The organism is Aeromonas sp. QDB03, assembly GCF_027707985.1.
In the GTDB taxonomy this organism is placed as follows: Bacteria; Pseudomonadota; Gammaproteobacteria; order Enterobacterales; family Aeromonadaceae; genus Aeromonas; species Aeromonas hydrophila.
In genome coordinates, this window is sequence record NZ_JAPCJG010000001.1 from 594,879 (window position 1) to 617,028 (window position 22,150).

General features: G+C 61.5%; 20 protein-coding genes and 1 other annotated feature. Of the genes, 11 read left to right on the plus strand and 9 right to left on the minus strand.

Translation table 11 applies throughout. The annotated features are described in order from the left end of the window. Positions 1 to 5 precede the first annotated feature (5 nt). The 5 genes from hisH to hisG are packed head-to-tail and all read right to left on the minus strand — an operon-like array spanning position 6 to position 5,115. Complete coding sequence (hisH, locus tag PG900_RS02680; RefSeq protein WP_073350368.1) at positions 6 to 647, minus strand: imidazole glycerol phosphate synthase subunit HisH; 642 nt, start codon at positions 645 to 647, stop codon at positions 6 to 8. Further along, positions 647 to 1,798: a bifunctional histidinol-phosphatase/imidazoleglycerol-phosphate dehydratase HisB gene (hisB, locus tag PG900_RS02685; protein WP_270830866.1), complete on the minus strand. Its 1,152-nt coding sequence runs from the start codon at positions 1,796 to 1,798 to the stop codon at positions 647 to 649. The genes hisH and hisB overlap by 1 nt, the downstream gene beginning before the upstream one ends. 15 nt (positions 1,799 to 1,813) lie before the next feature. Further along, positions 1,814 to 2,884, minus strand: coding sequence for a histidinol-phosphate transaminase (hisC, locus tag PG900_RS02690; protein WP_270830867.1), 1,071 nt, complete (start codon positions 2,882 to 2,884; stop codon positions 1,814 to 1,816). Continuing rightward, positions 2,881 to 4,206, minus strand: coding sequence for a histidinol dehydrogenase (gene hisD / locus PG900_RS02695; protein ID WP_270830868.1), 1,326 nt, complete (start codon positions 4,204 to 4,206; stop codon positions 2,881 to 2,883). The genes hisC and hisD overlap by 4 nt, the downstream gene beginning before the upstream one ends. 12 nt (positions 4,207 to 4,218) lie before the next feature. After that, the gene (hisG, locus tag PG900_RS02700; RefSeq protein ID WP_017408376.1) at positions 4,219 to 5,115 is read right to left on the minus strand and encodes an ATP phosphoribosyltransferase; all 897 of its coding nucleotides are present in this window, start codon (positions 5,113 to 5,115) and stop codon (positions 4,219 to 4,221) included. A 24-nt stretch (positions 5,116 to 5,139) separates the two neighbouring features. Next, positions 5,140 to 5,268, minus strand: a sequence feature (His leader region). Positions 5,269 to 5,454: 186 nt separating this feature from the next. On the opposite strand from hisG, the gene PG900_RS02705 reads away from it, so the two are divergent. The 7 genes from PG900_RS02705 to rnd all read left to right on the plus strand — a co-directional run bounded on the left by PG900_RS02705 (position 5,455) and on the right by rnd (position 13,068). Beyond that, complete coding sequence (locus tag PG900_RS02705; RefSeq protein WP_201973721.1) at positions 5,455 to 5,697, plus strand: hypothetical protein; 243 nt, start codon at positions 5,455 to 5,457, stop codon at positions 5,695 to 5,697. A gap of 67 nt (positions 5,698 to 5,764) precedes the next feature. Continuing rightward, positions 5,765 to 7,687, plus strand: a complete 1,923-nt coding sequence (locus PG900_RS02710) for an ATP-dependent DNA helicase (protein ID WP_270830869.1) — start codon at positions 5,765 to 5,767, stop codon at positions 7,685 to 7,687. Positions 7,688 to 7,796: 109 nt separating this feature from the next. Continuing rightward, positions 7,797 to 8,498, plus strand: a complete 702-nt coding sequence (gene tsaB, locus PG900_RS02715; protein WP_270799952.1) for a tRNA (adenosine(37)-N6)-threonylcarbamoyltransferase complex dimerization subunit type 1 TsaB — start codon at positions 7,797 to 7,799, stop codon at positions 8,496 to 8,498. Positions 8,499 to 8,593: 95 nt separating this feature from the next. Then, positions 8,594 to 9,109, plus strand: a complete 516-nt coding sequence (locus PG900_RS02720) for a Slp family lipoprotein (RefSeq protein WP_011706059.1) — start codon at positions 8,594 to 8,596, stop codon at positions 9,107 to 9,109. A 17-nt stretch (positions 9,110 to 9,126) separates the two neighbouring features. Further along, entirely contained in the window at positions 9,127 to 9,984 is an 858-nt protein-coding gene (locus PG900_RS02725; RefSeq protein WP_411608561.1) for an alpha/beta fold hydrolase, read from the plus strand. Positions 9,985 to 10,182: 198 nt separating this feature from the next. Then, positions 10,183 to 11,859 carry a long-chain-fatty-acid--CoA ligase FadD gene (gene fadD / locus PG900_RS02730; RefSeq protein WP_011706061.1) on the plus strand — a complete coding sequence of 559 codons (1,677 nt, stop codon included), beginning with the start codon at positions 10,183 to 10,185 and terminating at the stop codon, positions 11,857 to 11,859. Positions 11,860 to 11,955: 96 nt separating this feature from the next. After that, positions 11,956 to 13,068 (plus strand): ribonuclease D, encoded by a 1,113-nt coding sequence (gene rnd, locus PG900_RS02735; RefSeq protein WP_270799948.1) that lies wholly within the window; start codon positions 11,956 to 11,958, stop codon positions 13,066 to 13,068. 45 nt (positions 13,069 to 13,113) lie between these two features. Here rnd and PG900_RS02740 read toward each other — a convergent pair whose 3' ends face one another. The 3 genes from PG900_RS02740 to dusC all read right to left on the minus strand — a co-directional run bounded on the left by PG900_RS02740 (position 13,114) and on the right by dusC (position 15,377). Then, positions 13,114 to 13,872 (minus strand): substrate-binding periplasmic protein, encoded by a 759-nt coding sequence (locus PG900_RS02740; RefSeq protein ID WP_270799945.1) that lies wholly within the window; start codon positions 13,870 to 13,872, stop codon positions 13,114 to 13,116. A gap of 94 nt (positions 13,873 to 13,966) precedes the next feature. Beyond that, on the minus strand, positions 13,967 to 14,335 hold the full coding sequence (locus PG900_RS02745) for a TraR/DksA family transcriptional regulator (RefSeq protein WP_011706064.1): 369 nt from the start codon (positions 14,333 to 14,335) through the stop codon (positions 13,967 to 13,969). Between the two features lie 97 nt (positions 14,336 to 14,432). Further along, positions 14,433 to 15,377, minus strand: a complete 945-nt coding sequence (dusC, locus tag PG900_RS02750) for a tRNA dihydrouridine(16) synthase DusC (protein ID WP_270799943.1) — start codon at positions 15,375 to 15,377, stop codon at positions 14,433 to 14,435. A 219-nt stretch (positions 15,378 to 15,596) separates the two neighbouring features. On the opposite strand from dusC, the gene PG900_RS02755 reads away from it, so the two are divergent. The 4 genes from PG900_RS02755 to PG900_RS02770 all read left to right on the plus strand — a co-directional run bounded on the left by PG900_RS02755 (position 15,597) and on the right by PG900_RS02770 (position 19,831). Further along, positions 15,597 to 15,974: a YbaN family protein gene (locus tag PG900_RS02755; RefSeq protein ID WP_270830872.1), complete on the plus strand. Its 378-nt coding sequence runs from the start codon at positions 15,597 to 15,599 to the stop codon at positions 15,972 to 15,974. A gap of 131 nt (positions 15,975 to 16,105) precedes the next feature. Continuing rightward, positions 16,106 to 16,651 carry an adenine phosphoribosyltransferase gene (gene apt, locus PG900_RS02760; protein WP_016350746.1) on the plus strand — a complete coding sequence of 182 codons (546 nt, stop codon included), beginning with the start codon at positions 16,106 to 16,108 and terminating at the stop codon, positions 16,649 to 16,651. A gap of 182 nt (positions 16,652 to 16,833) precedes the next feature. Beyond that, positions 16,834 to 19,386, plus strand: coding sequence for a DNA polymerase III subunit gamma/tau (dnaX, locus tag PG900_RS02765; RefSeq protein WP_270830873.1), 2,553 nt, complete (start codon positions 16,834 to 16,836; stop codon positions 19,384 to 19,386). Positions 19,387 to 19,501: 115 nt separating this feature from the next. Then, the gene (locus tag PG900_RS02770; protein ID WP_011706069.1) at positions 19,502 to 19,831 is read left to right on the plus strand and encodes a YbaB/EbfC family nucleoid-associated protein; all 330 of its coding nucleotides are present in this window, start codon (positions 19,502 to 19,504) and stop codon (positions 19,829 to 19,831) included. 186 nt (positions 19,832 to 20,017) lie between these two features. On the opposite strand, the gene PG900_RS02775 is transcribed toward PG900_RS02770, so the two are convergent. Next, positions 20,018 to 21,706 (minus strand): ArnT family glycosyltransferase, encoded by a 1,689-nt coding sequence (locus PG900_RS02775; RefSeq protein ID WP_333563437.1) that lies wholly within the window; start codon positions 21,704 to 21,706, stop codon positions 20,018 to 20,020. Between the last annotated feature and the right edge of the window lie 444 nt (positions 21,707 to 22,150).

A 22,150-nucleotide genomic window follows, 5' to 3' on the forward strand; every position in this document is an offset into this window, starting at 1 on the left:
CCTTGTTACAGCTCCAAAAAGTTTTGCAGTAGGCGGGCACCGGCCGCGCCGGAGCGCTCCGGGTGGAATTGGGCGCCAAAGAAATTGCTGTGCTCTGCCACCCCGCCCACGATGGCGGTGAAAGGCTTGCCGTAGTCACAGGTCGCCAGCGTCGCTTCGGTCACCTCCAGCGCATAGGAGTGCACGAAGTAGAAGTAGCTGCCGCTCGGGATCCCCTTGAGCAAAGGATGGCTCTCGTCGTGCTCAATCTGGTTCCAGCCCATGTGGGGCAGGCGCAGGTTGCCCACCTCCATCAGCTTGATCCTGCCCGGTACTATGCCAAGACAATCGATCAAGGCATGGGTCTTGCCATCGGCCGCCATGCTCTCTTCGGAGGCCTCCGCCAGCATCTGCATGCCGAGGCAAAAACCCAGCAGCGGCTGCTTGGCGGCGCGAATTAGCGGCACCAGCCCCCGTTCGTTGAGATTCTTCATGGCGGCCACCGCAGTGCCGACGCCGGGCAGGATCAGCTTGTCCGCCTGCTCGATGTCGGCAGCCTCACGGGAGACCTGCGGCTGCACGCCGAGACGCTCGAATGCCATGCGCACCGAGGCCAGATTGGCACAGCCGGTGTCAATAATGACCAGCTTCTGCTTGCTCACATCCATCACAGCACTCCCTTGCTGGAGGGAAGCTCGCTCCCTTCCACCCGAATGGCCTGGCGCAGGGCGCGGCCAAAGCCCTTGAACAGCGCCTCCACCTGGTGGTGGGTGTTGCCGCTGCCCACCTTCATCTGCAGGGTGATGGCCATGGCGTCCGAGAGGGAGCGGAAGAAGTGGGGCACCATCTCGGTGGCCATCTCGCCCACTCTGTCGCGGCCAAAACCGCTCGGGCAGTCGAACACGAAGTAGGGGCGGCCGCTCAAGTCGAGCGCGGTGGCCACGTCCAGCTCGGTCAGCGAGGGGGCCTGGGTGCTGTCATCAGCGCCGTCAACCAGGCGGGGGCGACCGTCGATCACCGCCTGCACCTCGTCCATCGCCAGCACGAAGCCGAAGCGTCCGATGCCGCGCTTGTTGCCGAGGGCCTGGCGCAGCGCCTGACCCAGGGCCAGCCCGACATCTTCCACCGTGTGGTGATCGTCGATGTGCAGATCGCCGCTCACTTTGAGCTTGAGTCTGAAACCTGCGTGGGTCGCTATCTGATCCAGCATGTGATCAAAGAAGCCGATGCCGGTGGCAATCTGGTTACCGCCGCTCTTGTCGAGATCCACCGCAACCTGAATGCGGGTCTCCTTGGTGTAACGCTCCACCTCGGCCACGCGCCCCTTGGACAGCAGCTGATCACGGATGGCGAGCCAGTCGTGATCCTGCGGATGGTAGCGAATACCGCGAATGCCCATGTTGTCGGCCAGCTGCAGATCGGTCTGTCTGTCACCAATCACGAAGGAGTTGGCAAAGTCGATGCGACCGGAGGCGAGATACTCCTTCACCAGCCCGAGGTGGGGTTTGCGGCAACTGCAGCCATCGGTGGGGAAGTGCGGGCAGATCAGCACCTGCTCCCAGTTCACCCCTTGCGATTCGAACAGGTGCATCATCAGATCGTGGGGGGGCTGGAAATTCTCCAGCAGCAAGCTGGCAGTGCCCAGCCCGTCCTGGTTGGTCACCATTACCAGCACGTAGCCGGCGGCCTGCAACTCGCGCAGCACTGGAATGACCATGGGCTCGAAGCGCAGCTTGGCAAGGCTGTCCACCTGCTTGTCGGTGACCGGCTCTTCAATCAGGGTGCCGTCGCGGTCGATAAACAAAAACGGGGTCTTCATCGCTACATCCTTGTCTTAAAAAGAGGGAGAGGGCAGGTCACGCAATACCGCCAGCACGGCATCCATCTCGCCCTGATAGCCGATGGTGACGCGAATGCTGTTGTCAAGGCCAGGCTTGCTGGAGAAATCCCGCAAGATGATGCCGGCGGCCTTCATGGCGGCAAAGACGGCGGCGCCATCCACAAAGCGCACCAGCACGAAGTTGCCCTTGTCCTCGAACACTTCCTTCACGCAGGGCAGGGTTGCCAGCGCGGCCTTGAAGGCGGCTTTTTGCTTGTTGAGCTCCACCACTCGCTCCTGCATCAGCTCCAGTCCCATGGGGGAGAGGGCCTGCGCCGCGATCTGGGCGATGGGCTCGGGGATGGGATAGGGGGCGATCACCTTGGCCAGCATGGCGATCACCTCGGGACTGGCCAGAGTAAAGCCGCAGCGGATCCCCGCCAGGGCAAAGGCCTTGGAGAGGGTGCGGGTCACTACCAGATTTGGGAAGCGGGCCAGCAGGTCCACCACGGACGCCTCGGGGCAGAACTCGATATAGGCCTCGTCCACCACCACGATGGCGCGATCCCGCGCTTTCTCCAGCAGGGCGATAAGGCCGTCGCGACCCACCAGATCTCCGGTGGGATTGTTGGGGGAGCAGAGGAACACCAGCTTCACGTCGGAAAGGCGATCGGCAATGGCGGGCCAGTCAGGCTGGTGGCTGGCGGTCAGCGGCTGCTCGACGATGCCGACGCCACAGGTTTCGGCGCTGATGGCGTACATGCCGTAAGTGGGCGGGCAGATCAGGATCTGATCTTCACCCGCTTCGCAGAAGGTACGGATCAAGAGCTCGATGGCCTCGTCGGCACCGCGGCTCACCAGCACCTGATCAGGGTTGACCCCGGCGTAGGCGGCATAACCGTTCACCACCTCGGCCGGCTGGCACTCGGGGTAGCGGTTGAGACGGCTGCCCTCGATGGTGAAGGGATAGGCCAGCGGCGCCTCGTTGGCGTTGAGCCAGACGTGGCCCTTGCCGCCGATGCGGCGAGCGGATTGATAGGGGGTGAGGGCCCGCACCACGCGGCGCGCCAGGTTGGCAATGCTCATGACAAATCCTTCTGCTGTGCTGTTTGTTGGGGCGCGGCGGCCAGCGCGTTCAACCTGAGGGTGACGGCATTTTTGTGGCCATCAAGCCCCTCGGCCTGGGCGATGCGCTCGACGATGGGGCCAAGGCCCTGAATGCCGCGCTCGCTCAGCTCCTGCACCGTGTAGCGGCGCTGATAATCGGCGAGGCCCAGGCTTGAGCAGGTGCGGGCATAGCCGTAGGTGGGCAGGGTGTGGTTGGTGCCGCTGGCGTAATCGCCGACCGACTCGGGTGTCCATGCTCCCAAGAAGATGGAGCCGGCATTCTCAAGCTGATCCAGTAGATCACGGGGAGCGCGGGTCTGCACGATCAGGTGCTCCGGCGCGTAGGCGTTGGAGATGGTGCAGGCCTCGGCCAGATCGTCACAGAGGATCACCAGACTGCTGCCGAGCGCCTGCGCGGCGATATCGCGGCGAGTCAACTTGGCCAGCTGGCGCTTGATCTCGCCGTTGATGGCGTCGGCCAGCAGCGGCGAGGTGGTCACCAGCACCACCTGGCTGTCGGGGCCGTGCTCGGCCTGGGAGAGCAGATCCGCCGCCACGAAGGCGGGGTTGGCGCTCTCGTCGGCGATCACAAGCACCTCGGAGGGGCCGGCGGGCATGTCGATGGCGGCGCCGCGCCAGTCGCGCGACACCTGGCCCTTGGCTTCGGTAACAAAGGCGTTGCCCGGGCCGAAGATTTTGTCCACCTTGGGAATGGTCTCGGTGCCATAGGCCATGGCAGCGATGGCCTGAGCGCCGCCGATAGCGAACACCTTCTCGACCCCGCAGGCGCGGGCGGCGAACAGGATCTCGTCGCTCGCCGGGGATGGGGTGCAGAGCACCACTTCACGGCAACCGGCCAAGCGGGCCGGAATGGCCAGCATCATCACGGTGGAGGGGAGCGGCGCGCTGCCCCCCGGTACGTAGAGGCCGACCCGGCTGATGGGCTGGGTGCGCAGCTCGCACACCACCCCGGGCTGAGTCTCCACCCGCACCACGGGTTGTACTTGGGCTGCGTGGAAGGTGCGAATGTTGGCGATGGCCGCCTCGATGGCGCCCTTGATGTCATCATCCAAGCGGGCGCAGGCGGCCTCGATTTCGGCATCGCTCACCTGCAGTTGCTGGCGGGGGGCGCGCTCGAAGCGCTGGCTCAGCTCGCGCAGGGCCTCATCGCCCCGGCTGCGCACCGCAGCGATGATCTCCCGCACCACGGCGCCGATGTCGGCTTCGTCACTCAGGGCCGGCCGGGTCAGCACGTCGGCCTGCTGGGTGGGGGAGAGGGTCTTCCAGATCAGGGTCTGCATGATGTTCCTTCCTTATTCCATCATTTTTTCGATGGGCAGCACCAGAATGGAGCTGGCACCCAGCGCCTTGAGCTGTTCCATGGTCTCCCAGAACAGGGTCTCGCTGGAGACGACGTGCAGCGCCACCTGGTTGGTCTCGCCCGCCAGCTGCATGATGGTGGGACGCTCGGCGCCCGGCAGCAGATCGGTGATGGCATCGAGCTTGTCCTTGGGCGCATGCAGCATGATGTACTTGCTCTCGCGCGCCTGCTGCATCCCCTGAATACGGGGCAGTAGGGTGTCGATGATCTTCTGTTTGGCATCGGACAAGGGGTTAGGCGCTTGCACCAGTACTGCCTTGGAGCGGTAGATCACCTCTACCTCTTTGAGGCCGTTGGCCTCAAGAGTAGCGCCGGTGGAGACCAGATCGCAGATGGCATCGGCCAGGCCCGCGCGGGGGGCCACTTCCACCGAACCTCCCAGCATCACGCTCTTGAAGCCGAGCCCTTTTTCGTCGAAGAAACGCTTGAGCAGCCCCGGGTAAGAGGTGGCTATGCGCTTGCCGGCGAGGCTCTGTGGCCCGGTATAGGTGACGTCGTCCGGCACCGCCAGGGAGAGGCGGCAGCCGCCGAAGTCGAGCTGCTTGAGGGTCTTGACCGCAAAGGGCTGGCCCTGGGAGGCGCGGATGAGCTGCACCTCTTCCAGCACGTTTTCACCGATGATGCCAAGGTCGACCACCCCTTCCATCACCAGCCCCGGGATGTCGTCATCGCGTACCCGCAGGATGTCGATGGGCATGTTCTCGACATGGGCGATGAGGCGCTGTTCGCGCAGGTTGATCTTGAGGCCGCAGCTCTTGAACAGGGCCTGGGAGTCCTGGCTCAGACGACCGGATTTTTGCATGGCGATGCGCAGACGTTGTGTTTCCATTGCTCGATTTCCTTCTAGTCAAAAACGAAAAAGCCCTCGGAAGTCAGTGCTTCCGAGGGCTTATGAATCTTGCGGTCCTTTTGGAAGTCACCAGTTAAGTGTCTTCCAGCAGTCAACCTCCTGAAAGACTATTCGGGATGATGATGGTGGTGATGAGTCTTCAGGCTGGTGAACTGCATGTAATTAATCCTTTACAAATAAGATGTCGTAGTTGACGCCCGATTTAAACTACCTGCCTTGACGGAAAAAGCAACCGGAAAATGTGATTTGGTCGATTAAAGTTGAGAAAACGGTTTTTTGGTCGATAACTAGACAAGGTGAGCCAGAGGAGGCGACATCATGCCCAGCCAGGACCTGTTATTCCCCATTCTGCCCCGGGCACCGGCTGCCCCGAGCAGTGACGACATCAAGCGGGAAGTGACCCAGATCAGCCAGAAGCATCAGCTGCGCAAGACCAGCACCGACAACGGTGACTCCCAGCAGCGCCAGCAGCCTTACCCATCGGCCAAGCATGATCAGCCAGCACCTGAAGAGGATGATCACAAACCGGATCCCGATCACCAGATCGATCTCTTCGTCTAGGCGCAGAATCAGTCCCGCTTTTGCCACACTTTTGGCATAATGCCTCCTTTTGCTGCGGGACGCCCTTTTGACCATCCAGACCCTGTTCAAGCCAGACGGCCCTCTGGCCAGCCATATCGACGGCTTCAAAGCCCGTGCCCCGCAACTGGAGATGGCCGAGGCGGTGGCGCGTGCCATCAAGGAGCATGGTCGCTTGCTGGTGGAGGCGGGCACCGGTACCGGCAAGACCTACGCCTACCTGGTGCCGGCACTGGAATCCGGCAAACGGGTGGTGATCAGCACCGGCTCCAAGAACCTGCAGGAGCAGCTTTTCTACCGGGATCTTCCCACCATCACGGGGGCGCTCTCCTATACCCCGCCGGTGGCCCTGCTCAAGGGGCGCAGCAACTATCTGTGCATCGAGCGGATGAACCGGCTGCTCAGCGAATCCCACCTGCAAAAACCGGAAGTACTCAATGACCTGGTCAAGGTGAAGTCCTGGTCCACCGCCACCGACAACGGCGACGTGGGGGATATTCCGGGGCTGCAGGAGAACGCCGAGATCCTCGCGCACGTCACCAGCACCAATGAAAACTGCCTCGGTCGCGACTGTCCCTATTACGACGACTGCCATCTGGTGGTGGCTCGCCGCCGTGCCATGGATGCCCAGGTGGTGGTGATCAACCACCACCTCTTCTTCGCCGACATGGCGGTCAAAGACACCGGATTTGGCGAGCTGGTGCCCGAAGCGCAGGTTTACGTATTTGACGAAGCGCACCAGCTGCCCGAGATCGCCACCAACTACTTCGGCAAGTCTGTGGGCAGCCGCACCATCCTGGATCTGGCGCAGGATATCCAGCTCGCCTATCGGGCCGAGGCCCACGACATGGCCCAGCTCGGCAAGGCGGCCGACCGGCTCGCCATCGCCAGCCAGGATTTGCGGCTCGCCTTCGGAGTGGATGGTGGGCGCGGCAACACCCGCGACATGCTGCGCCAGCCGCTCTGGGGCCAGGCGCTGGCCCGCCTCAATGATGCTCTCGGACTCTGTTATGAAGTGCTGAAACTGGCGCTCGGGCGCGGCGAGCAGCTGGATCACTGTTTCGAGCGGATCAGTGAGCTGCGCACTCGGTTGGGAGAGGTATTGGCCATCAACCAGACCGGTTTCTCCTACTGGTATGACTGCTCGCGGCTGCACTTTACCCTCAACCTGACCCCGCTGTCGGTGGCTGAGCGCTTTGGTGCCGAGGTGCTGCGCCCAGAGGTCGCCTGGGTGTTTACATCGGCCACCCTGACGGTGGACATGCGCTTTGATCACTTCAAAGCCGAGCTGGGGCTGGCCGGCAGCGCCGAGCTTATTCTCGACAGCCCGTTCGACTATGGCGAGCAGGCGCGGCTGTGCGTGCCGCGCTTTCTGCCTGAGCCCAATGCCTTTGGCCGCGGTGAGCAGCTGGCCAATCTGATGATCCCGCTGATCAACAAGACGCCGGGGGGCTGTTTCTTCCTCTGTACCAGCCATCAGGTGATGCGCCAGGTGGCCGAGGTGCTGCGCCGGGAGATCGGCCGTACCGTCCTGTTGCAGGGGGAGGACAACAAGCAGCGGCTGCTCAAGGAGTTTGTCGAGAATGGCCGCGCCGTGCTGGTGGCGACCAGCAGCTTCTGGGAGGGGATCGACGTGCGGGGAGCGGCGCTCTCCTGTGTTATCATCGACAAGCTGCCGTTTGCCAGCCCCGATGATCCGCAGCTTAAAGCGCGAGTGGATGACTGCAAGCTCAGGGGCGGCGATCCCTTCGCCGATATCCAGCTGCCGAAGGCGGTCATCGCCTTGAAACAGGGGGTAGGGCGGCTCATCCGTGATCGCGGTGATCACGGAGTACTGGTCATCTGTGATCCCCGCATGGTCAACAAGCCCTACGGTGCCACCGTTATCAAGAGTCTGCCCGCCATTCCACGGACCCGGGAGCTGGCGATGCTGGGGAATTTCTTTGAGCAGCAGGCGCTCGCCGGTCGGTGATCGCGTTTGCGCGGCCGCGGCCGGCCAAGCCTTGCAACATTTTGAAAAACTGCTGGCACTGTCTGCTTGCAGATTATGTAATTGACTGATTTTATAGAGATTGGAAAGCATGAACGAGTTGAAGATCCTGGCCGTTGATACCGCCACCGAAGCCTGCTCCGCCGCCTTGCTGGTGGGGGAGCAGGTGTTCTCCCGCTGGGAGGAGGCGCCGCGGGATCACACCCGCAAGATCCTGCCCATGGTTCAGGCTGTGTTGGACGACGCCGGGATAACCTTGGATGAGCTCGATGCCATCGCCTTTGGCCGTGGTCCCGGCTCCTTTACCGGGGTGCGCATCGGCATCGGTGTGGCGCAGGGCCTGGCATTTGGGGCTGGCGTGCCGCTGATCGGCCTCTCCACCCTGGCCGCCATGGCGCAAGGTGCCCATCGTCTGGATGGCGCCGAGCAGGTGCTGACCGCCATCGATGCGCGGATGAACGAGGTCTATTTCGGCCGTTATGAGCTGATCGACGGCCGCATGCAACTGGTGGGCGACGAGGTGGTGAGCGATCCCGCGGCACTGGTTGACGCCCGTGGCAAGCTGGCGGGTCGGGTGACCTGCGTCGGCACCGGTTTTGAGACCTATGGCGAGATTTTGAGTGGTCTTGCCGACGAGCTGGTGGTGAGCCAGGTGCGTTTCCCGGCGGCGCTGGACATGCTGCCGCTGGCGCGCTGCGCCTGGCTGGCTGGCGAGGCGGTGGCAGTGGAGCAGGCGACACCGGTTTATTTGCGTGACAAGGTGACCTGGAAAAAGCTGCCGGGTCGCGAATAAGGGCGGGAGTGGCAGGCATGTCGCTTACGCCGATCGGAACATGCCCCATTGCGGGTGGTTGACAGGCCGGTTTCATCCGGCCAAAGGAGCGTGACATGTTGAAGCGTGCAATGGTGATGGGGGCCGCAGGGATCTTGCTCGGTGCCTGCAGCTCGGTCCCGAAAGAGCTGGCCTATGAGCCCGCCAACCAGCTGGTGGCCTATCAGCCGGCCCTTGCCGGCCTGGAGGGCAAACCGGCACGCTGGAGCGGGGTGATCTCGGCGGTACACAACAAGGCGGATCAGAGCGTCATCGAGGTGGTCTATCTGCCGCTCAAGTCCAACGGGGTGCCAGAGCAGACCGAGCAGAGCCCGGGCCGTTTTCTGGCCATCATGCAGGGCTTTGTCGACCCGACCCTCTATGCCAAGGGGCGCAGCCTGACGGTGCTCGGCACCATCGACAAGCCGCTCGACAGCCAGATAGGTGAGCACAAATACCGTTTCTCGGTGCTCAAGGTGACGGGCAGCAAGCTGTGGCCGCCGGTCAAGGAGGTGGAGGTTCGCTATGTGGATCCCTACTTCTACGACCCCTTCTATGATCCCTACTGGCCGAGACGGCCGCTGCGCCGCTAGGACCGGGAGTGAAGACCATGCTGCAGGAGCGCTTCCTGACCCTGGCCGATGGCCGCCGGGTGGCCTTGCTTGAGAGTCAGCCAGCGCCGGGTGAGCAGACCAGCAAACCCTTGCTGGTTGCGCTGCATGGCTGGCTCGACAACAGTGCGAGCTTTGTGCCCCTTGCGCCCTATCTGACCCACTTTCAGCTGGTCTGCATCGATCTGCCGGGGCACGGTCACTCGGATCACAAGAGCACGCCCTATGTCTTCGTCGACTGGCTGGACGATCTCTACCAGATCGTCCAGGCGGCGGGCTGGACGGCCTTCACGCTGCTTGGCCACTCCCTCGGGGCCTTGATCGCCTCCGCCTATGCCGGGGTCTTCCCCGAGCAGGTGGAGCGACTCATCCTGCTGGAGGGGCTCGGGCCTCTCAGCCAACCCGACGAGGCGGTGCCGGAGCAGCTGCGCCGCGCCATCCTGAATCGCAGTCGTACCCGTGAGCGAGCCTCCCTGGGCTTTGCGTCCATCGATGAAGCGGTGGTGGCGCGCTGCAAGGTGGCCGACATTGACCCAGGTTCGGCACGCCTCATCTGCGAGCGGCAGCTGGAAGTACGGGCAGGGCGCTGGCATTGGCGCAGCGATCCTTGTTTGCGGGATCTCTCCCCCATGCGCATGAGCGAAGGGCAGGCCCAGGCGCTGATCCGGGCCATCCGTTGCCCGGTACTGTTTATCGCCGGTGCAGAGGGTTTTGCCAGCCTGCAGGCGCAGTGGCAACAGCGTCATGCCGCGTTTACCCAGATAGAGCGGGTCGTTTTGGCGGGAAACCACCATTTTCATATGGAAAATTCGGCAGAGACCGCGGTTTGTATCGAAAAATTTTGTCAAATTCGGTAGAATCGACGGCTTTCAATAATTCCAGGTTTGTCTTCTCCCTCACATTTTTCCGTTGTTAATTTGCTGTTAATTGATGTTGCCCTATGTAAATATGGGCGGCATTAGAGTATGAGCTTAAAACAACTGCTTGAAATGGATGTGAACAGGGACGGAGGCAACACAGTGAGCGCACAGGTGCTAGTTATGCAGGAGAAGTTCGTGGAAAAAGTCTGGCTGAAGCGTTATCCAGAAGGGGTGCCCGCCGAGATCAATCCAGACCAATACAGCTCCCTGGTCGAAATGTTTGAAGAGTCGGTGAACGAATTCGCCGACCAGCCTGCCTTCGTCAACATGGGGCAGACCATTACCTACCGTCGCCTCGAAGAGCAGTCCCGCGCCTTTGCCGCCTACCTGCAAAACGAGCTCAAGCTCAGTCAGGGTGACAGGGTCGCCGTGATGATGCCCAACCTGCTGCAGTACCCCATCGCGGTGTTCGGCATCCTGCGTGCCGGCATGATAGTGGTCAACGTCAACCCGCTCTACACCCCGCGCGAGCTGGAACATCAGCTCAAGGACTCCGGTGCCAAGGCCATCGTCATCGTCTCCAACTTTGCCCATACCCTGGAAAAAGTGGTCTACGACACCCCGGTCAAGCACGTGATCCTGACCCGCATGGGCGACAACCTGGGCCTGGCCAAGGGCACCCTGGTCAACTTCGTGGTGAAATACGTCAAGAAGCTGGTACCCAAATACAATCTGCCTCACGCCAGCACCATGCGCCAGGCGCTGGCCAAGGGCCGCTATCTGCAGTACATCAAGCCCGAGATCAACAACGACGATCTGGCCTTCCTGCAGTACACCGGCGGCACCACCGGCCTCTCCAAGGGGGCCATGCTGACTCACCGCAATCTCATCGCCAACGTCGAGCAGTGCCTCGGGGTATACGGCCCCATGCTGGAACGAGGCAAGGAGTTCGTGGTCACCGCGCTGCCGCTCTATCACGTGTTTGCATTGACCGTGAACTGCCTGCTGTTCATGCGCATCGGCGGTTACAACCTGCTCATCAGCAACCCGCGCGACATCCCGGGCTTTGTCAAAGAGATCAGAAAGTACCCCTTTACCTGCATCACCGGGGTCAACACCCTGTTCAATGCGCTGGTCAACAACGGTGAGTTCCAGTCGATGGACTTCTCCCGCCTGAAGCTGACCATAGGTGGTGGCATGGCGGTGCAGCGGGCGGTGGCCGAACAGTGGAAAGGGCTGACCGATACACCGCTGCTGGAAGGCTATGGCCTGACCGAATGTTCGCCGCTGGTGAGCGTCTGCCCCTATGATCTGCTCGACTACAACGGCTCCATCGGCCTGCCGGTCTGCTCCACCGACATCCGGCTGGTGGATGATGCAGGTCAGGTGATCCACGAGCTTGGCAAACCCGGCGAGATGCAGGTGCGTGGTCCGCAGGTGATGAGCGGCTACTGGCAGCGGCCGGAAGCCACCGCCGAGGTGATGCAGGATGGCTGGCTCTGTACCGGTGACATTGCGGTGTGCGACGAGCAGGGCTTCTTCAAGATCGTCGATCGCAAGAAGGACATGATCCTGGTCTCCGGCTTCAACGTCTATCCGAACGAAATTGAAGACGTGGTGGCGCTGCACCCGAAAGTGCTGGAAGTGGCCGCTGTCGGCGTGCCGCACAAGGTCTCCGGCGAGCTGGTGAAGATCTTCGTGGTCAAGAAAGATGCAAAGCTGCAGGAAGACGAGATTATTGCTCACTGCCGCAAACATCTGACTGCCTATAAGGTACCGAAACTGGTAGAATTTCGTGACGAACTTCCCAAGACCAATGTGGGCAAGATCCTGCGCCGCGTGCTGCGCGACGAGGAGATTGCCAAGCAGTAACCGGCGTGGCGCTGCCAAGCAGCCTGCCGTCGTTATGCAAAACCGTGGGTCAGCCCACGGTTTTTTCTTTTGGCCCTGATCAACGCGCAGGCACAGATGCACTATCAACTCATTTCACAGCAAGCCGAACTGGATCAGTATCTCGCCTCCCTGGCCGATGTTCCCCTGGCCATCGATACTGAATTCGTTCGCACCCGCACCTACTATCCCCAGCTGGGCCTGTTCCAGATCTATGACGGTGAGCATCTGGCACTGCTGGATCCGCTGACGCTGGATCTCTCCTCCCTCTGGCAACGGCTTGGCCGGGCAGGGCAGATCGCCATCTTGCACGCCTCCGGTGAAGATCTGGAGCTTATCCAGCATCAGGCGGGCCATCTGCCCAACCAGATGCACGACACCCAGCTGGCAGCCGCCTTCCTGGGTTACGGGGTATCGGTCGGCTTTGGCGCCCTGGTCAACGAGTTTCTCGCGGTGGAGCTGGAAAAGGATCAGGCCCGCACCGACTGGTTGGCGCGCCCGCTGACTCCCCGTCAGCTCGAGTACGCGGCGGCCGACGTGTTTTATCTGCTGCCGCTCTACGAGAAGGTGATGGCCAAGCTGCATGAGAGCGGCAAGTTCGCCTGGTTCGAGCAGGAGTGCCATAACCACTCCGCCCGCAAGACCCAGACCAGCGATCCCCGCCAGGCCTATCTCGACATCGTCAATGCCTGGCAACTGGGGCGTCGTGAGCTGGCGATTCTGCGTGAGCTGGCCGCCTGGCGTCAGCAGGAGGCAGTGCGCCGTGATCTGGCCCTCAACTTCGTGGTCAAAGAGCTGCACCTGTTCAAGGTGGCGGAGCGCAGACCGACCTCGCTGCGCGATCTGAACGAGCTGGGGCTGGCCCCCATCGAGATCAAGATCCACGGCAAGCGGATGCTGGATATCGTGGCCGCGGCCCAGCAGAGCGATCCCGACAGCTGGCCCGAGCCCATTCGCCGGCTGGTGGACTACCCCCAGTACAAGGCCGAGCTCAAGCGGATCAAGGGGATGGTGGAAGAGAAGGCCAAGGCCAGCAACATTCCGCCCGAGCTGGTTGCCAGCAAGAAGATCATTCACCAGTACTTCACCTGGAGCTGGCGCATGAACGAGGAAGAGCGCGCCCGGGCCGACAAGCCGATGCTGCTGCAGGGCTGGCGCCATGAACTGGTTGGCCATTTGCTGGCACAGTGATCACAAGATAAAAAAGGGGCCCTTGGGGCCCTTTTTTTGTCGGCGTTACTGCAGCGGATAGCGGTAGCGAGCCAGGATCTGCCCGTACTCCGGACTCTGCAGCAGGGCCCGGATCGCCTCATCAAGCCGTTGCAGCTGCTGCGGCGTGGTGGTGCGTCGACTCAACATCAGGTGGACAGGGGTCTGCTGGATGTCGAGCAGGGTGGTCAGTTGATCGAGGGGGATCCCGGCCAGATTGAGCTGCTGCAACCCCATGGGGTCCATGACAACCCCCTGGATCCGGCCGGCCAGCAGCAGCTTGATCAGCGGTTCCATTTTCAGCCTGACCAGCAGTCGCTGCTGCATCTGGGGTGACAGCATGAAGGTGCGAAAATCGGTGCCGTAATCAAAATCACGCAGCAGGCCGATGGTGAAGTCCGGCCGGGAGAGCAAGTCGGAGAGCTGGGTTATCTCCTGCCAGCGCCCCTTGTCCTGACGGCGGATGAGCAGCACAGTCTCTTCATTGCGATAGGGCAGGGTAAAGCGGGCATACAGGTTGCGCTCGGCAGTCTGGTTGGCGGACATGGTCAGTTGGATGGTGCCGAACTCCAGCTCGCGCAGCACACGGGCCCAGGGCATCTCGCTGTAGTTGGCGTGAAACCCAGCCCGGTTGAAGATGGCTTCCAGCAGGTCGATATCCAGCCCCTGCAGTTGCTGCTGTTCGTCGCGAAAGCTGAACGGGTGCCAGCTTGACCAGCCTACCAGCAGCGACTCTTGCGCCCAGGCGGAGCAGCACAAACACCATAACAACAAGACTCTGTACACGGAGATGTCCCTGTTCAGCGTGGTTGTTGTTGATTATTGAATAGAAATGTCGGGCTGACCAGCCCGCAGAAGAGGATGCACGGGCGTGCATCCCTCAGAGTTCGTGGGCGTGGAATCCCTTGCGATAGCGGGCCTCGCAGCGCGGGCAGCGTTGCAGGGTCGGGTCTTGTTCCAGCTGTTCGATGGCCAGCGGCTCCTCGCAGTCGGAACAGAGGCCATAGAGGCCCAGATCCATCTGACAGAGGGCGGCATCGATACGCTTGAGGCGAGCCACGCTCTGCTCCACCTTGGGCAAGTCGAGGCGGCTGGTCAGATCAACCAGTTGATCCCGCTCGCAGTGATCCACCTTCTCTGCCCACTCGTCACGCCGACAGGCTTTGAGCTGACCGATCAGCTCTTCTCTTACTTGCGCCCAGTCAGTCAGCAGGCGATCACGCCACACGGCCAACTGAGCTTGCGTCATTTCACACACACTAGCCCCCAACAGACGAATTACGAATCTGGGGCAGTATAGGGAAGCGACAGGATTATCAAGATGATATGCGTCAAGTAAAGGACGGTTAGATCACAGTTTTCGACGCCTGCAGCAAGGCATCCCGGATGGGGTGGGTCTCCTTGAGTACCCGTATTTCCTCAAACAGCCGATCCGCCTCGGGATACTCCCGCTTGAGATAGCTGAACCACTGCTTGATCCGGCTCGGGTAGTAGTCCGCCTTCTCGCTTGCCAAGTCCTGCTCGGTGTAGCTCACCATCAGCTGCAGCACCTCGGCCCAGCTCATATGGGCACAGCCGGTTTTCATCACGTTGGCCAGATTGGGCAGGGAGATGGCGCCGCGACCCACCATCAGGGTGTCGCAGCCGGAGACTTGGGCGCAGGCGAGGGCATCCGCATGATCCCAGATCTCGCCGTTGGCGGTGACGGGAATGGGCAGGGCACGGCGAATGGCGTCCACATACTCCCAGTGGGCCGGCGCCTTGTAGCCTTCGCGCTTGGTGCGGGCGTGCACGGCCAGCTCGTTGGCGCCCCCTTGATGAACGGCATGAGCGTTCTCCAGATAGAGCTCCTTGTCATCGTAGCCGAGGCGGATCTTGGCGCTCACCGGCAGATGGGCAGGCACCGCCTCGCGTACCGCCTTGACGATGCGATAGATGGTGTCGGGCTCTTTGAGCAGCACGGCGCCCCCCTTGCTCTTGTTGACCGTGGGGGCAGGGCAGCCGAAGTTGAGATCGACGCCAGGGGAGCCGAGTTCGATGGCTCGCAGCGCGTTTTCGGCCAGCCATTCGGGGTGCTGGCCCAGCAGCTGTACCCGCACCGGGGTGCCGGCCCGGGTCTTGCCGTCCTGTTTGAGCTCGGGGCAGAGGCGATGGAACACCTTGGCCGGCAGCAGCTGATCGACCACCCGGATGAATTCGCTGACGCAGAGGTCGTAATCGTTGACGGAGGTGAGCACCTCCCGCATCAAGTGATCCAGTACCCCCTGCATGGGGGCCAAAATAACGCGCATAACCGGTTCCGAAGGGCAAACAGAGAAAAAAGAGCGCAGATTGTAGTGGTAACGGGGCAGGTTGTCAGCCGTCATGCCACGGGAATGGGCAGGTTCAGGCCATGACTGGTGCGCAAGCCCCGCAATCCAGGGCATCAGTTGCCATGATAATGGGAATCGTTGTCAACATGGGGGCGGATCCTGTTAGGATGACGCAAGGGCATGGTAAGAGGGGCTACGATGGAACGTTTGTGTTTGATGGGGTTGGGCTGGCTGGCATTCGTGACCGGCATCATCGGCATCGTGCTGCCCCTGTTGCCGACCACGCCCTTCATGCTGCTGGCGGCGGCCCTGTTTGCCCGCTCGTCGCCCCGTTTTCACCGCTGGCTGCTGGCCCATCCCTGGTTCGGGCCGCCCATTGCCGACTGGCAGCAGTATCGCGGCATTCGCCGCCATGCGCGGCGGCGCGCCATCCTCTTCATTCTGCTCTCCTTCTCGGTGTCGCTGGCGGTGGTCCCCCTGCTGTGGGTCAGGCTGCTGCTCATTGCCATAATGGTGATCCTGCTCACCTGGTTAATGCGTCTGCCGGTGCTGGAGCCAGTTGCAATGGAGAAGTGAAGTCCCTAAGCTATTGCGGCAATAATGCTATGGAGTCGGCCTGTCATTTTTGCGTGACGGGCCTTTTTATTTCCCGCTGGCGGGAAGCTGAGAGAAACGACCATCTGCGTCGAAAAACAAACGGTCAAACCATGAATCCGGAAACCCTGAAATTTATCGAAGCGAGCATCAAGACCATTCCCGACTATCCGAAGCCGGGCATCCTGTTTCGCGACATCACCAGCCTGATCGAGAATGCCGACGCCTTCAAGGCCACCATCGATCTGCTGGCCAATCATTATCGTGATCAAGGGATCACCAAGATTGTCGGTACCGAAGCGCGTGGCTTCATCTTCGGCGCGCCGGTTGCCTACGCCATGGGTCTGGGCTTCGTGCCGGTTCGCAAGCCGGGCAAGCTGCCCCGCGCCGTCATCGAAGAGTCCTATGCCCTCGAATACGGCACCGACACCCTGCAACTGCACACCGACGCCATCGTGCCCGGTGACAAGGTGCTGGTCGTGGACGATCTGCTGGCCACCGGCGGCACCGTCGATGCGACCGTCAAGCTCATTCGCCGCGCTGGCGGTGAAGTGGTTGATGCCGCTTTCATCATCTCCCTGCCGTCCCTCGGTGGTGATGCCCGCCTGACCGCCGCCGGCGTCAAGGTGGTTTCTCTGGTCGAACTGCCGGGCGAATAAGCCCTCAGTCTGACCAAGCTGGCAGGTCTCGTCAGCCTTGCCTGCGTCCAGACCGGTGCCCGTACGGGCATCGGTTTGAAATTCAAGCGATCCCTCCCGCCCTGGCCGATAGCCGATACAGCCCGCCCCGCATTTGTGTTAGCATCCAGCCTCAATGCCTTGTCATCCCTGCATCGAGATCTATGAGCTATCAGGTTCTGGCGCGTAAATGGCGCCCCCATACGTTTGAACAAGTGGTAGGCCAGCATCATGTGCTGACCGCCTTGACCAACGCCCTGGATCAGGGACGGCTGCATCACGCCTATCTGCTGAGCGGCACCCGCGGGGTCGGCAAGACCACCATCGCCCGCATCCTGGCCAAGAGCCTCAACTGCGAGCAGGGGATCAGCAGCCACCCGTGCGGGGTGTGCGACACCTGCCGCGAGATCGATCAGGGCAACTTCGTCGACCTGCTGGAGATCGATGCGGCGTCGCGCACCAAGGTGGAAGATACCCGCGAACTGCTCGACAACGTGCAGTACCGGCCGGCCCGTGGCCGCTTCAAGGTCTATCTCATCGATGAAGTGCACATGTTGTCGCGCCACAGCTTCAACGCCCTGCTGAAAACCCTGGAAGAGCCGCCCCCCTATGTGAAGTTCCTGCTGGCCACCACGGATCCGCAAAAGCTGCCGATCACCATCCTCTCGCGCTGCCTGCAGTTTCATCTGAAGAGTCTGGATCAGACCCAGATCGCCAAGCAGCTCGAATGGGTGCTGGATCAGGAGGGGCAACCCTTTGAACCACGCGCCCTGCTGGCGCTGGCCAAGGCGGCTGACGGCAGCATGCGCGATGCCCTGAGCCTGACCGATCAGGCGCTGGCCCACGGCAATGGCAGCGTGCGCCTCGACAGCGTGCTGGCCATGCTGGGCACGCTCGATCATCGCCATCTGCACCAGCTGCTGGAGGCGGTGCTGCGCCAGGATGCGCCGGCCACCATGGCCAAGATCACCGAAATCGCCACCCTGGGCCCCGATTTTGATCAGCTGCACGCCGAGCTGGAAGGGTTGCTCCATCGCATCGCCATGGCGCAGCTGCTGCCCGCCACCGTGCAGGAGCAGGGGGCGGACGCCGATGCCCTGCTGCAGCTGGCCCAGGCCATGAGCCCGGAAGAGGTGCAGCTCTGCTATCAGATCGTGCTGGGCGGTCGCAAGGATCTGCCCTGGGCCCCCGATGGCCGCACCGCACTGGAGATGACCTGCCTGCGGATGCTGGCCTTCTCGCCCCGGCGCGAAGTACTGCACCCTGCCAGCCTGACGGCGCTGCCCCCCGCCATGGGAGGGTTTGCGACAGAGGCGAGAAGTGGCGCAGCGGCGCCGGGAAAGCCCCAGGGGGCTGAGCCGGCCCCGGCTGCCAGCGCAGCGCCACTGGCTTCGTCTGCGGTTGCCGCCACCGCGCCTGCCGCGACCATGGCCCCTGTGGTGATGGCCGAGCCTACAGCTGTCGAGCCAGCTTTGGAGAGACAGGATAACGGCGCCGAGCTGGATCCGCTGTTTGCCGAGCAGGATGAGTTGCTGCGCGAGGCCGAGCAGATGGGCTACGAGGCGGCGACGTTGCCGGCCGCGTCCGGCAACCTGCCGGCAGAGCCGTCTGTGGCTCCTTCCTCAGTGCCTGTCATGGCCGAGCCCGAGCCCGAATCAATCCCGCAGGCCGAGGTGGTGGCCGACGCAGAGGCCGTTCCCTCGACGGTCTCCAGCATGCAAAGCCTGCTTGGCAAGCGCAATCTGCTGCGCAGTCGCTTGCGTAGCGAACCGTCTGCGGCGACCAGCGCTGCGCGCACAGCGCCCGCCAAACCGGTAGCAGCCGCCAGACCAGCAACTGCGATGCAACCTGCCGCCGCCACTCCAGCCCCAGCTTTCGAGCCGCAACCGGCGCGGGTTGATGGGCAAGGGCAGGCGTCTGCCCGGCCAGCCCCGCAGACGGGGTATGACGACTTGCCGCCGCTCGATGCCTATGAAGAGAGCGGCAGCGACTACGAAGAGTATTTGAGCCAAGGCTTCAGCGATGCGTTTGCCAGCGCCCCTCTGCCGGAGCGGACTGCCGAGGCTTTGTCGCCGGCGCCTGTTCCCGCGGCCGTTGCTCGTCCTCAGTCAGACGATCTACCGCCCTGGGATCTGGACGGCAGTGCACCTCGGCAGGTTACCGCTGTGCCTGTTGCGGCTCCCGTGGCGGCCTCTCGCGAGGTCGTTGTCAGCGAGCCGGTGCCTGCCGTCTCGGTGATGGAAACCATCGACTGGGACGAGCTGGAGGGTGACAACCAGCCGCAAGCGGGAGACGTGGCGGCCAGATTGATCCCGTCTTCCCTGCTAAGCAGCTGTGGCGATCCCTGGGCCGAGCTGATTGCCCGCACCGGGGTCGGTGGTCGACTGCGTCAGCTGGCCATCAACTCGGTCATGAGCCAGCAGGGGGACAAGGTACTGTTGACCCTCAAACCGGAGCAGCGCCATCTGATCAGCGACAGGGCGCGCGCCGATCTGGCCGAGATCATCGGCCCCGAGTTGGGGCAACCGGTGCAGGTGGAGGTCACGCTGGGCAATGTGCCTGAGCAGGAGACGCCGCTGGAGATAGAACATCGCCTCTATCTCGGGGTGCGTGAGCAGGTCACCCGGGATCTGGAGCAGGATCCCAACGTGCAATTTTTGCAGCAGCGATTTGGCGCCGTGCTTCACCACGACAGCATAGAGCCGCTGAGTCGCTGACAAACACCATGCCGGGCCAGGTGCCCGGTTGAAAAATGGTTTGGCCGTCCCCACTTAGGACGGGTAAACCCACGGCCCGGCGCTGGATGCCGGATTTCAAGACGAGAGACGACATATGTTTGGTAAAGGTGGAATGGGGAACCTGATGAAACAGGCCCAACAGATGCAAGAGCGCATGCAGAAGATGCAAGAGCAGCTTGCCCAGATGGAAGTGGTCGGTGAAGCCGGCGCTGGCATGGTCAAGGTCACCATGGCCGGCAGCCACAGCGTGCGCCGCATCGAGATCGACCCGAGCCTGATGGAAGATGACAAAGAGATGCTGGAAGATCTGGTGGCCGCTGCCGTCAACGATGCCGTGCGTCGCGTGGAAGAGCAGAACAAGAGCAAGATGGGCGAACTGACCGGCGGCATGCAACTGCCCCCCGGCTTCAAGATGCCGTTCTAAGTTCGGCCTGGCAAGCGCGCCGTACTGCGTGTCTTGCGGATGACGGCGTGACCAGACGACACAGCGGATACAGAGATGTATCCGCTGTGTTTTTTTATCCGGTTTGCAAGGCGGCAGCCGGTCTTGTTTGGTCGCCTGCTGGCGCGCAACTGCGAAGTGCTACCCCAGCTATGCAGGAGGGTACTCTCAAGGAAGGCAGCGTCCCTTCACCCAATAGATGGCTCGGGCATCCTTGTCCACCCTGGGGTGGCCTGTCGCCAGCAGCCGGTAAGGCTGCCCTGTCAGCAACTGGGTCAGTTGGAAATGTGGGTCATCCTGGTTGATGAGTAGGCTGGTATAGACGGGGTCCCGGCAGGTCAAAATATCATTGAGGCGGGCCTTATCGACATTGGTTATTTGCCAGTTGCCATATACGGAGAATAATCCGCGTTCGGTTTCACCAAATTGCCAGCCGGCAATATTGGCGCGTTGTTCTATCGGTATTTTAAACAAGAAGTGTTGGGTGTCATCTTTCATATTCTTGGCAGCATCAATGGCGGGGTAGGCCAGAATAAACGTCAGCATAAACATAATGCAGGCTGCGCTGGCCAGCAAGGTTGCACCGTGTATTTCGCGCCAGCGCCACAACTGTTCTACTGCAAAGATAAGTAATATGGCCGCAAATACATGCCGCCAGCCCAGCGTACTGATGACCCTGAGCACGTTATCGGGTATTTCCAGCGACAACAGCGGCAGATAAAAGGGGGCCATCAACAGCGCCAGTGCAAACAGGAACATGAACAAGGTCCAGCCACGGCCATAACCATTGAGCCAGCGAGGCCAGCAGACGCTCAGTTGGCCGATCATCAGGGCAAAGACCGGCATCAGTGGAAAGAGGTAGAGAGTCCGCTTGGTGGAGGCGATGCTGAGTAGCAGCAGGGTGCCCAGCGCCCAGCTCAGCAGAAACAGGCGGGAGGCGCTCCACTGCTTCTGCCTCAGGGTCTGCCAGCACCAGAGCAGCACCAGGGGTAGCCAGGGCAGGGTGTATTCGGCCAGCCCGCCAAGGTAAAAGAGGTATTCACCGGGCTTGATGTGACCGAGTTCGGCCGAGCTGCCCGTCAACCTGCCCACCTGATTTTGCCAGAACCACTGCTGCCAGAGCGACTCCCCCTCAGGATGCTGCCACAGGGCCAGCAGCCAGCCGGCGATGGGGGCGACAAACAGGAGGGTCATGCCGAGGTGCTGTATCACGAAGCGGCCACCCTCCTGATGTGCAAGATGGCGTTTGAGTGCCGGCAGAAACAGCGCCAGCCAGCCGAAGAAGAGAGTTATGGGGCCGATGGGGCCCTTGACCAGAAAGCAGAGGGAGAGCCCAAGCCCCGCACACCAGAGCATGTGCTGGCGATCCGCCAGATACCATTCGGCAAATGCCCACATGGTGAAGGCGACGAAAAAGGCGAGGCTGGTATCGACCCGGATCCAGTGGCTGTTCATGATGAAGCCCTCCATGGTGCCCAGGGCGATCACCGACCAGAGTGCGGCAGTACTGGAGCCCAGTACCCGTCTGGCCAGCAGGCCGGTGAACAGCAGGGTTGCCATGGCCCACAGAGCCCCTACCAGACGCAGCGCCACCGTGACGCCGAGGTTGTCGTGCAGCAGGGCAAGAAAGGGAATGGTGAGGATGTAATAGAGGGGCGGTTTTTCGATGAAGCTGCTGCCGCCCAGCGTCGGAATGGCCAGTTCACGGCTGGTGAACATCTCCCAGGCGATGGCTGCCTCGCGAGGCTCGTCGGGGGTCCACAACTGGTGTCCAAACTGGCCCATCAGAGTGATGGCCAACACCATCAGCAATAAGCCGTACAGATGCGTATTTGGGGCTGTGCTAGTGGGCTGCATGAGAGCCTCCCGGCAGGCAAGGTAGCGCTTTGACAACGAACGGACTGATACCCGTGGTTTGAGAATAGGTCATGGTAATATCCATATTGATAAAGGCTCACCACACTAAAATATCGATGTTCAATCTAGTATCACATATTCTGACGAATGCCAATGAACAAGTTGTTACCAAATATTACTTAAGACGTTCGCCTTTATTGTGGTGAGGGGTTTTGTCTTATTTTGCTATTTGAAAAATAAATGTATTGATTGCTTCACCTATTCCTTTTATCTGTATTCAGCAATGTGCTTGACGAACCATGGATAAACATGTCGGCTATATATTGACACTGCTGGCCGCTTCTATGTTTTTATTTTTCATATCGGTTTTCTGGAGCTCGATATGCGCGACTTCCTGATGGAAGGTGCACCTGGTATCGAGGCAATGACGAAGGTAGGCGGAGC

Coding starts and splice junctions, on each gene's coding strand:
- PG900_RS02775 (WP_333563437.1), bottom strand. CDS start 21,706: ATGCAGCCCACTAGCACAGCCCCAAATACGCATCTGTACGGCTTATTG.
- PG900_RS02725 (WP_411608561.1), top strand. CDS start 9,127: ATGCTGCAGGAGCGCTTCCTGACCCTGGCCGATGGCCGCCGGGTGGCC.
- rnd (WP_270799948.1), top strand. CDS start 11,956: ATGCACTATCAACTCATTTCACAGCAAGCCGAACTGGATCAGTATCTC.
- hisG (WP_017408376.1), bottom strand. CDS start 5,115: ATGGAAACACAACGTCTGCGCATCGCCATGCAAAAATCCGGTCGTCTG.
- PG900_RS02705 (WP_201973721.1), top strand. CDS start 5,455: ATGCCCAGCCAGGACCTGTTATTCCCCATTCTGCCCCGGGCACCGGCT.
- PG900_RS02745 (WP_011706064.1), bottom strand. CDS start 14,335: ATGACGCAAGCTCAGTTGGCCGTGTGGCGTGATCGCCTGCTGACTGAC.
- PG900_RS02720 (WP_011706059.1), top strand. CDS start 8,594: ATGTTGAAGCGTGCAATGGTGATGGGGGCCGCAGGGATCTTGCTCGGT.
- dusC (WP_270799943.1), bottom strand. CDS start 15,377: ATGCGCGTTATTTTGGCCCCCATGCAGGGGGTACTGGATCACTTGATG.
- hisC (WP_270830867.1), bottom strand. CDS start 2,884: ATGAGCATTGCCAACCTGGCGCGCCGCGTGGTGCGGGCCCTCACCCCC.
- hisD (WP_270830868.1), bottom strand. CDS start 4,206: ATGCAGACCCTGATCTGGAAGACCCTCTCCCCCACCCAGCAGGCCGAC.
- PG900_RS02755 (WP_270830872.1), top strand. CDS start 15,597: ATGGAACGTTTGTGTTTGATGGGGTTGGGCTGGCTGGCATTCGTGACC.
- PG900_RS02770 (WP_011706069.1), top strand. CDS start 19,502: ATGTTTGGTAAAGGTGGAATGGGGAACCTGATGAAACAGGCCCAACAG.
- tsaB (WP_270799952.1), top strand. CDS start 7,797: ATGAACGAGTTGAAGATCCTGGCCGTTGATACCGCCACCGAAGCCTGC.
- apt (WP_016350746.1), top strand. CDS start 16,106: ATGAATCCGGAAACCCTGAAATTTATCGAAGCGAGCATCAAGACCATT.
- hisH (WP_073350368.1), bottom strand. CDS start 647: ATGGATGTGAGCAAGCAGAAGCTGGTCATTATTGACACCGGCTGTGCC.
- dnaX (WP_270830873.1), top strand. CDS start 16,834: ATGAGCTATCAGGTTCTGGCGCGTAAATGGCGCCCCCATACGTTTGAA.
- hisB (WP_270830866.1), bottom strand. CDS start 1,798: ATGAAGACCCCGTTTTTGTTTATCGACCGCGACGGCACCCTGATTGAA.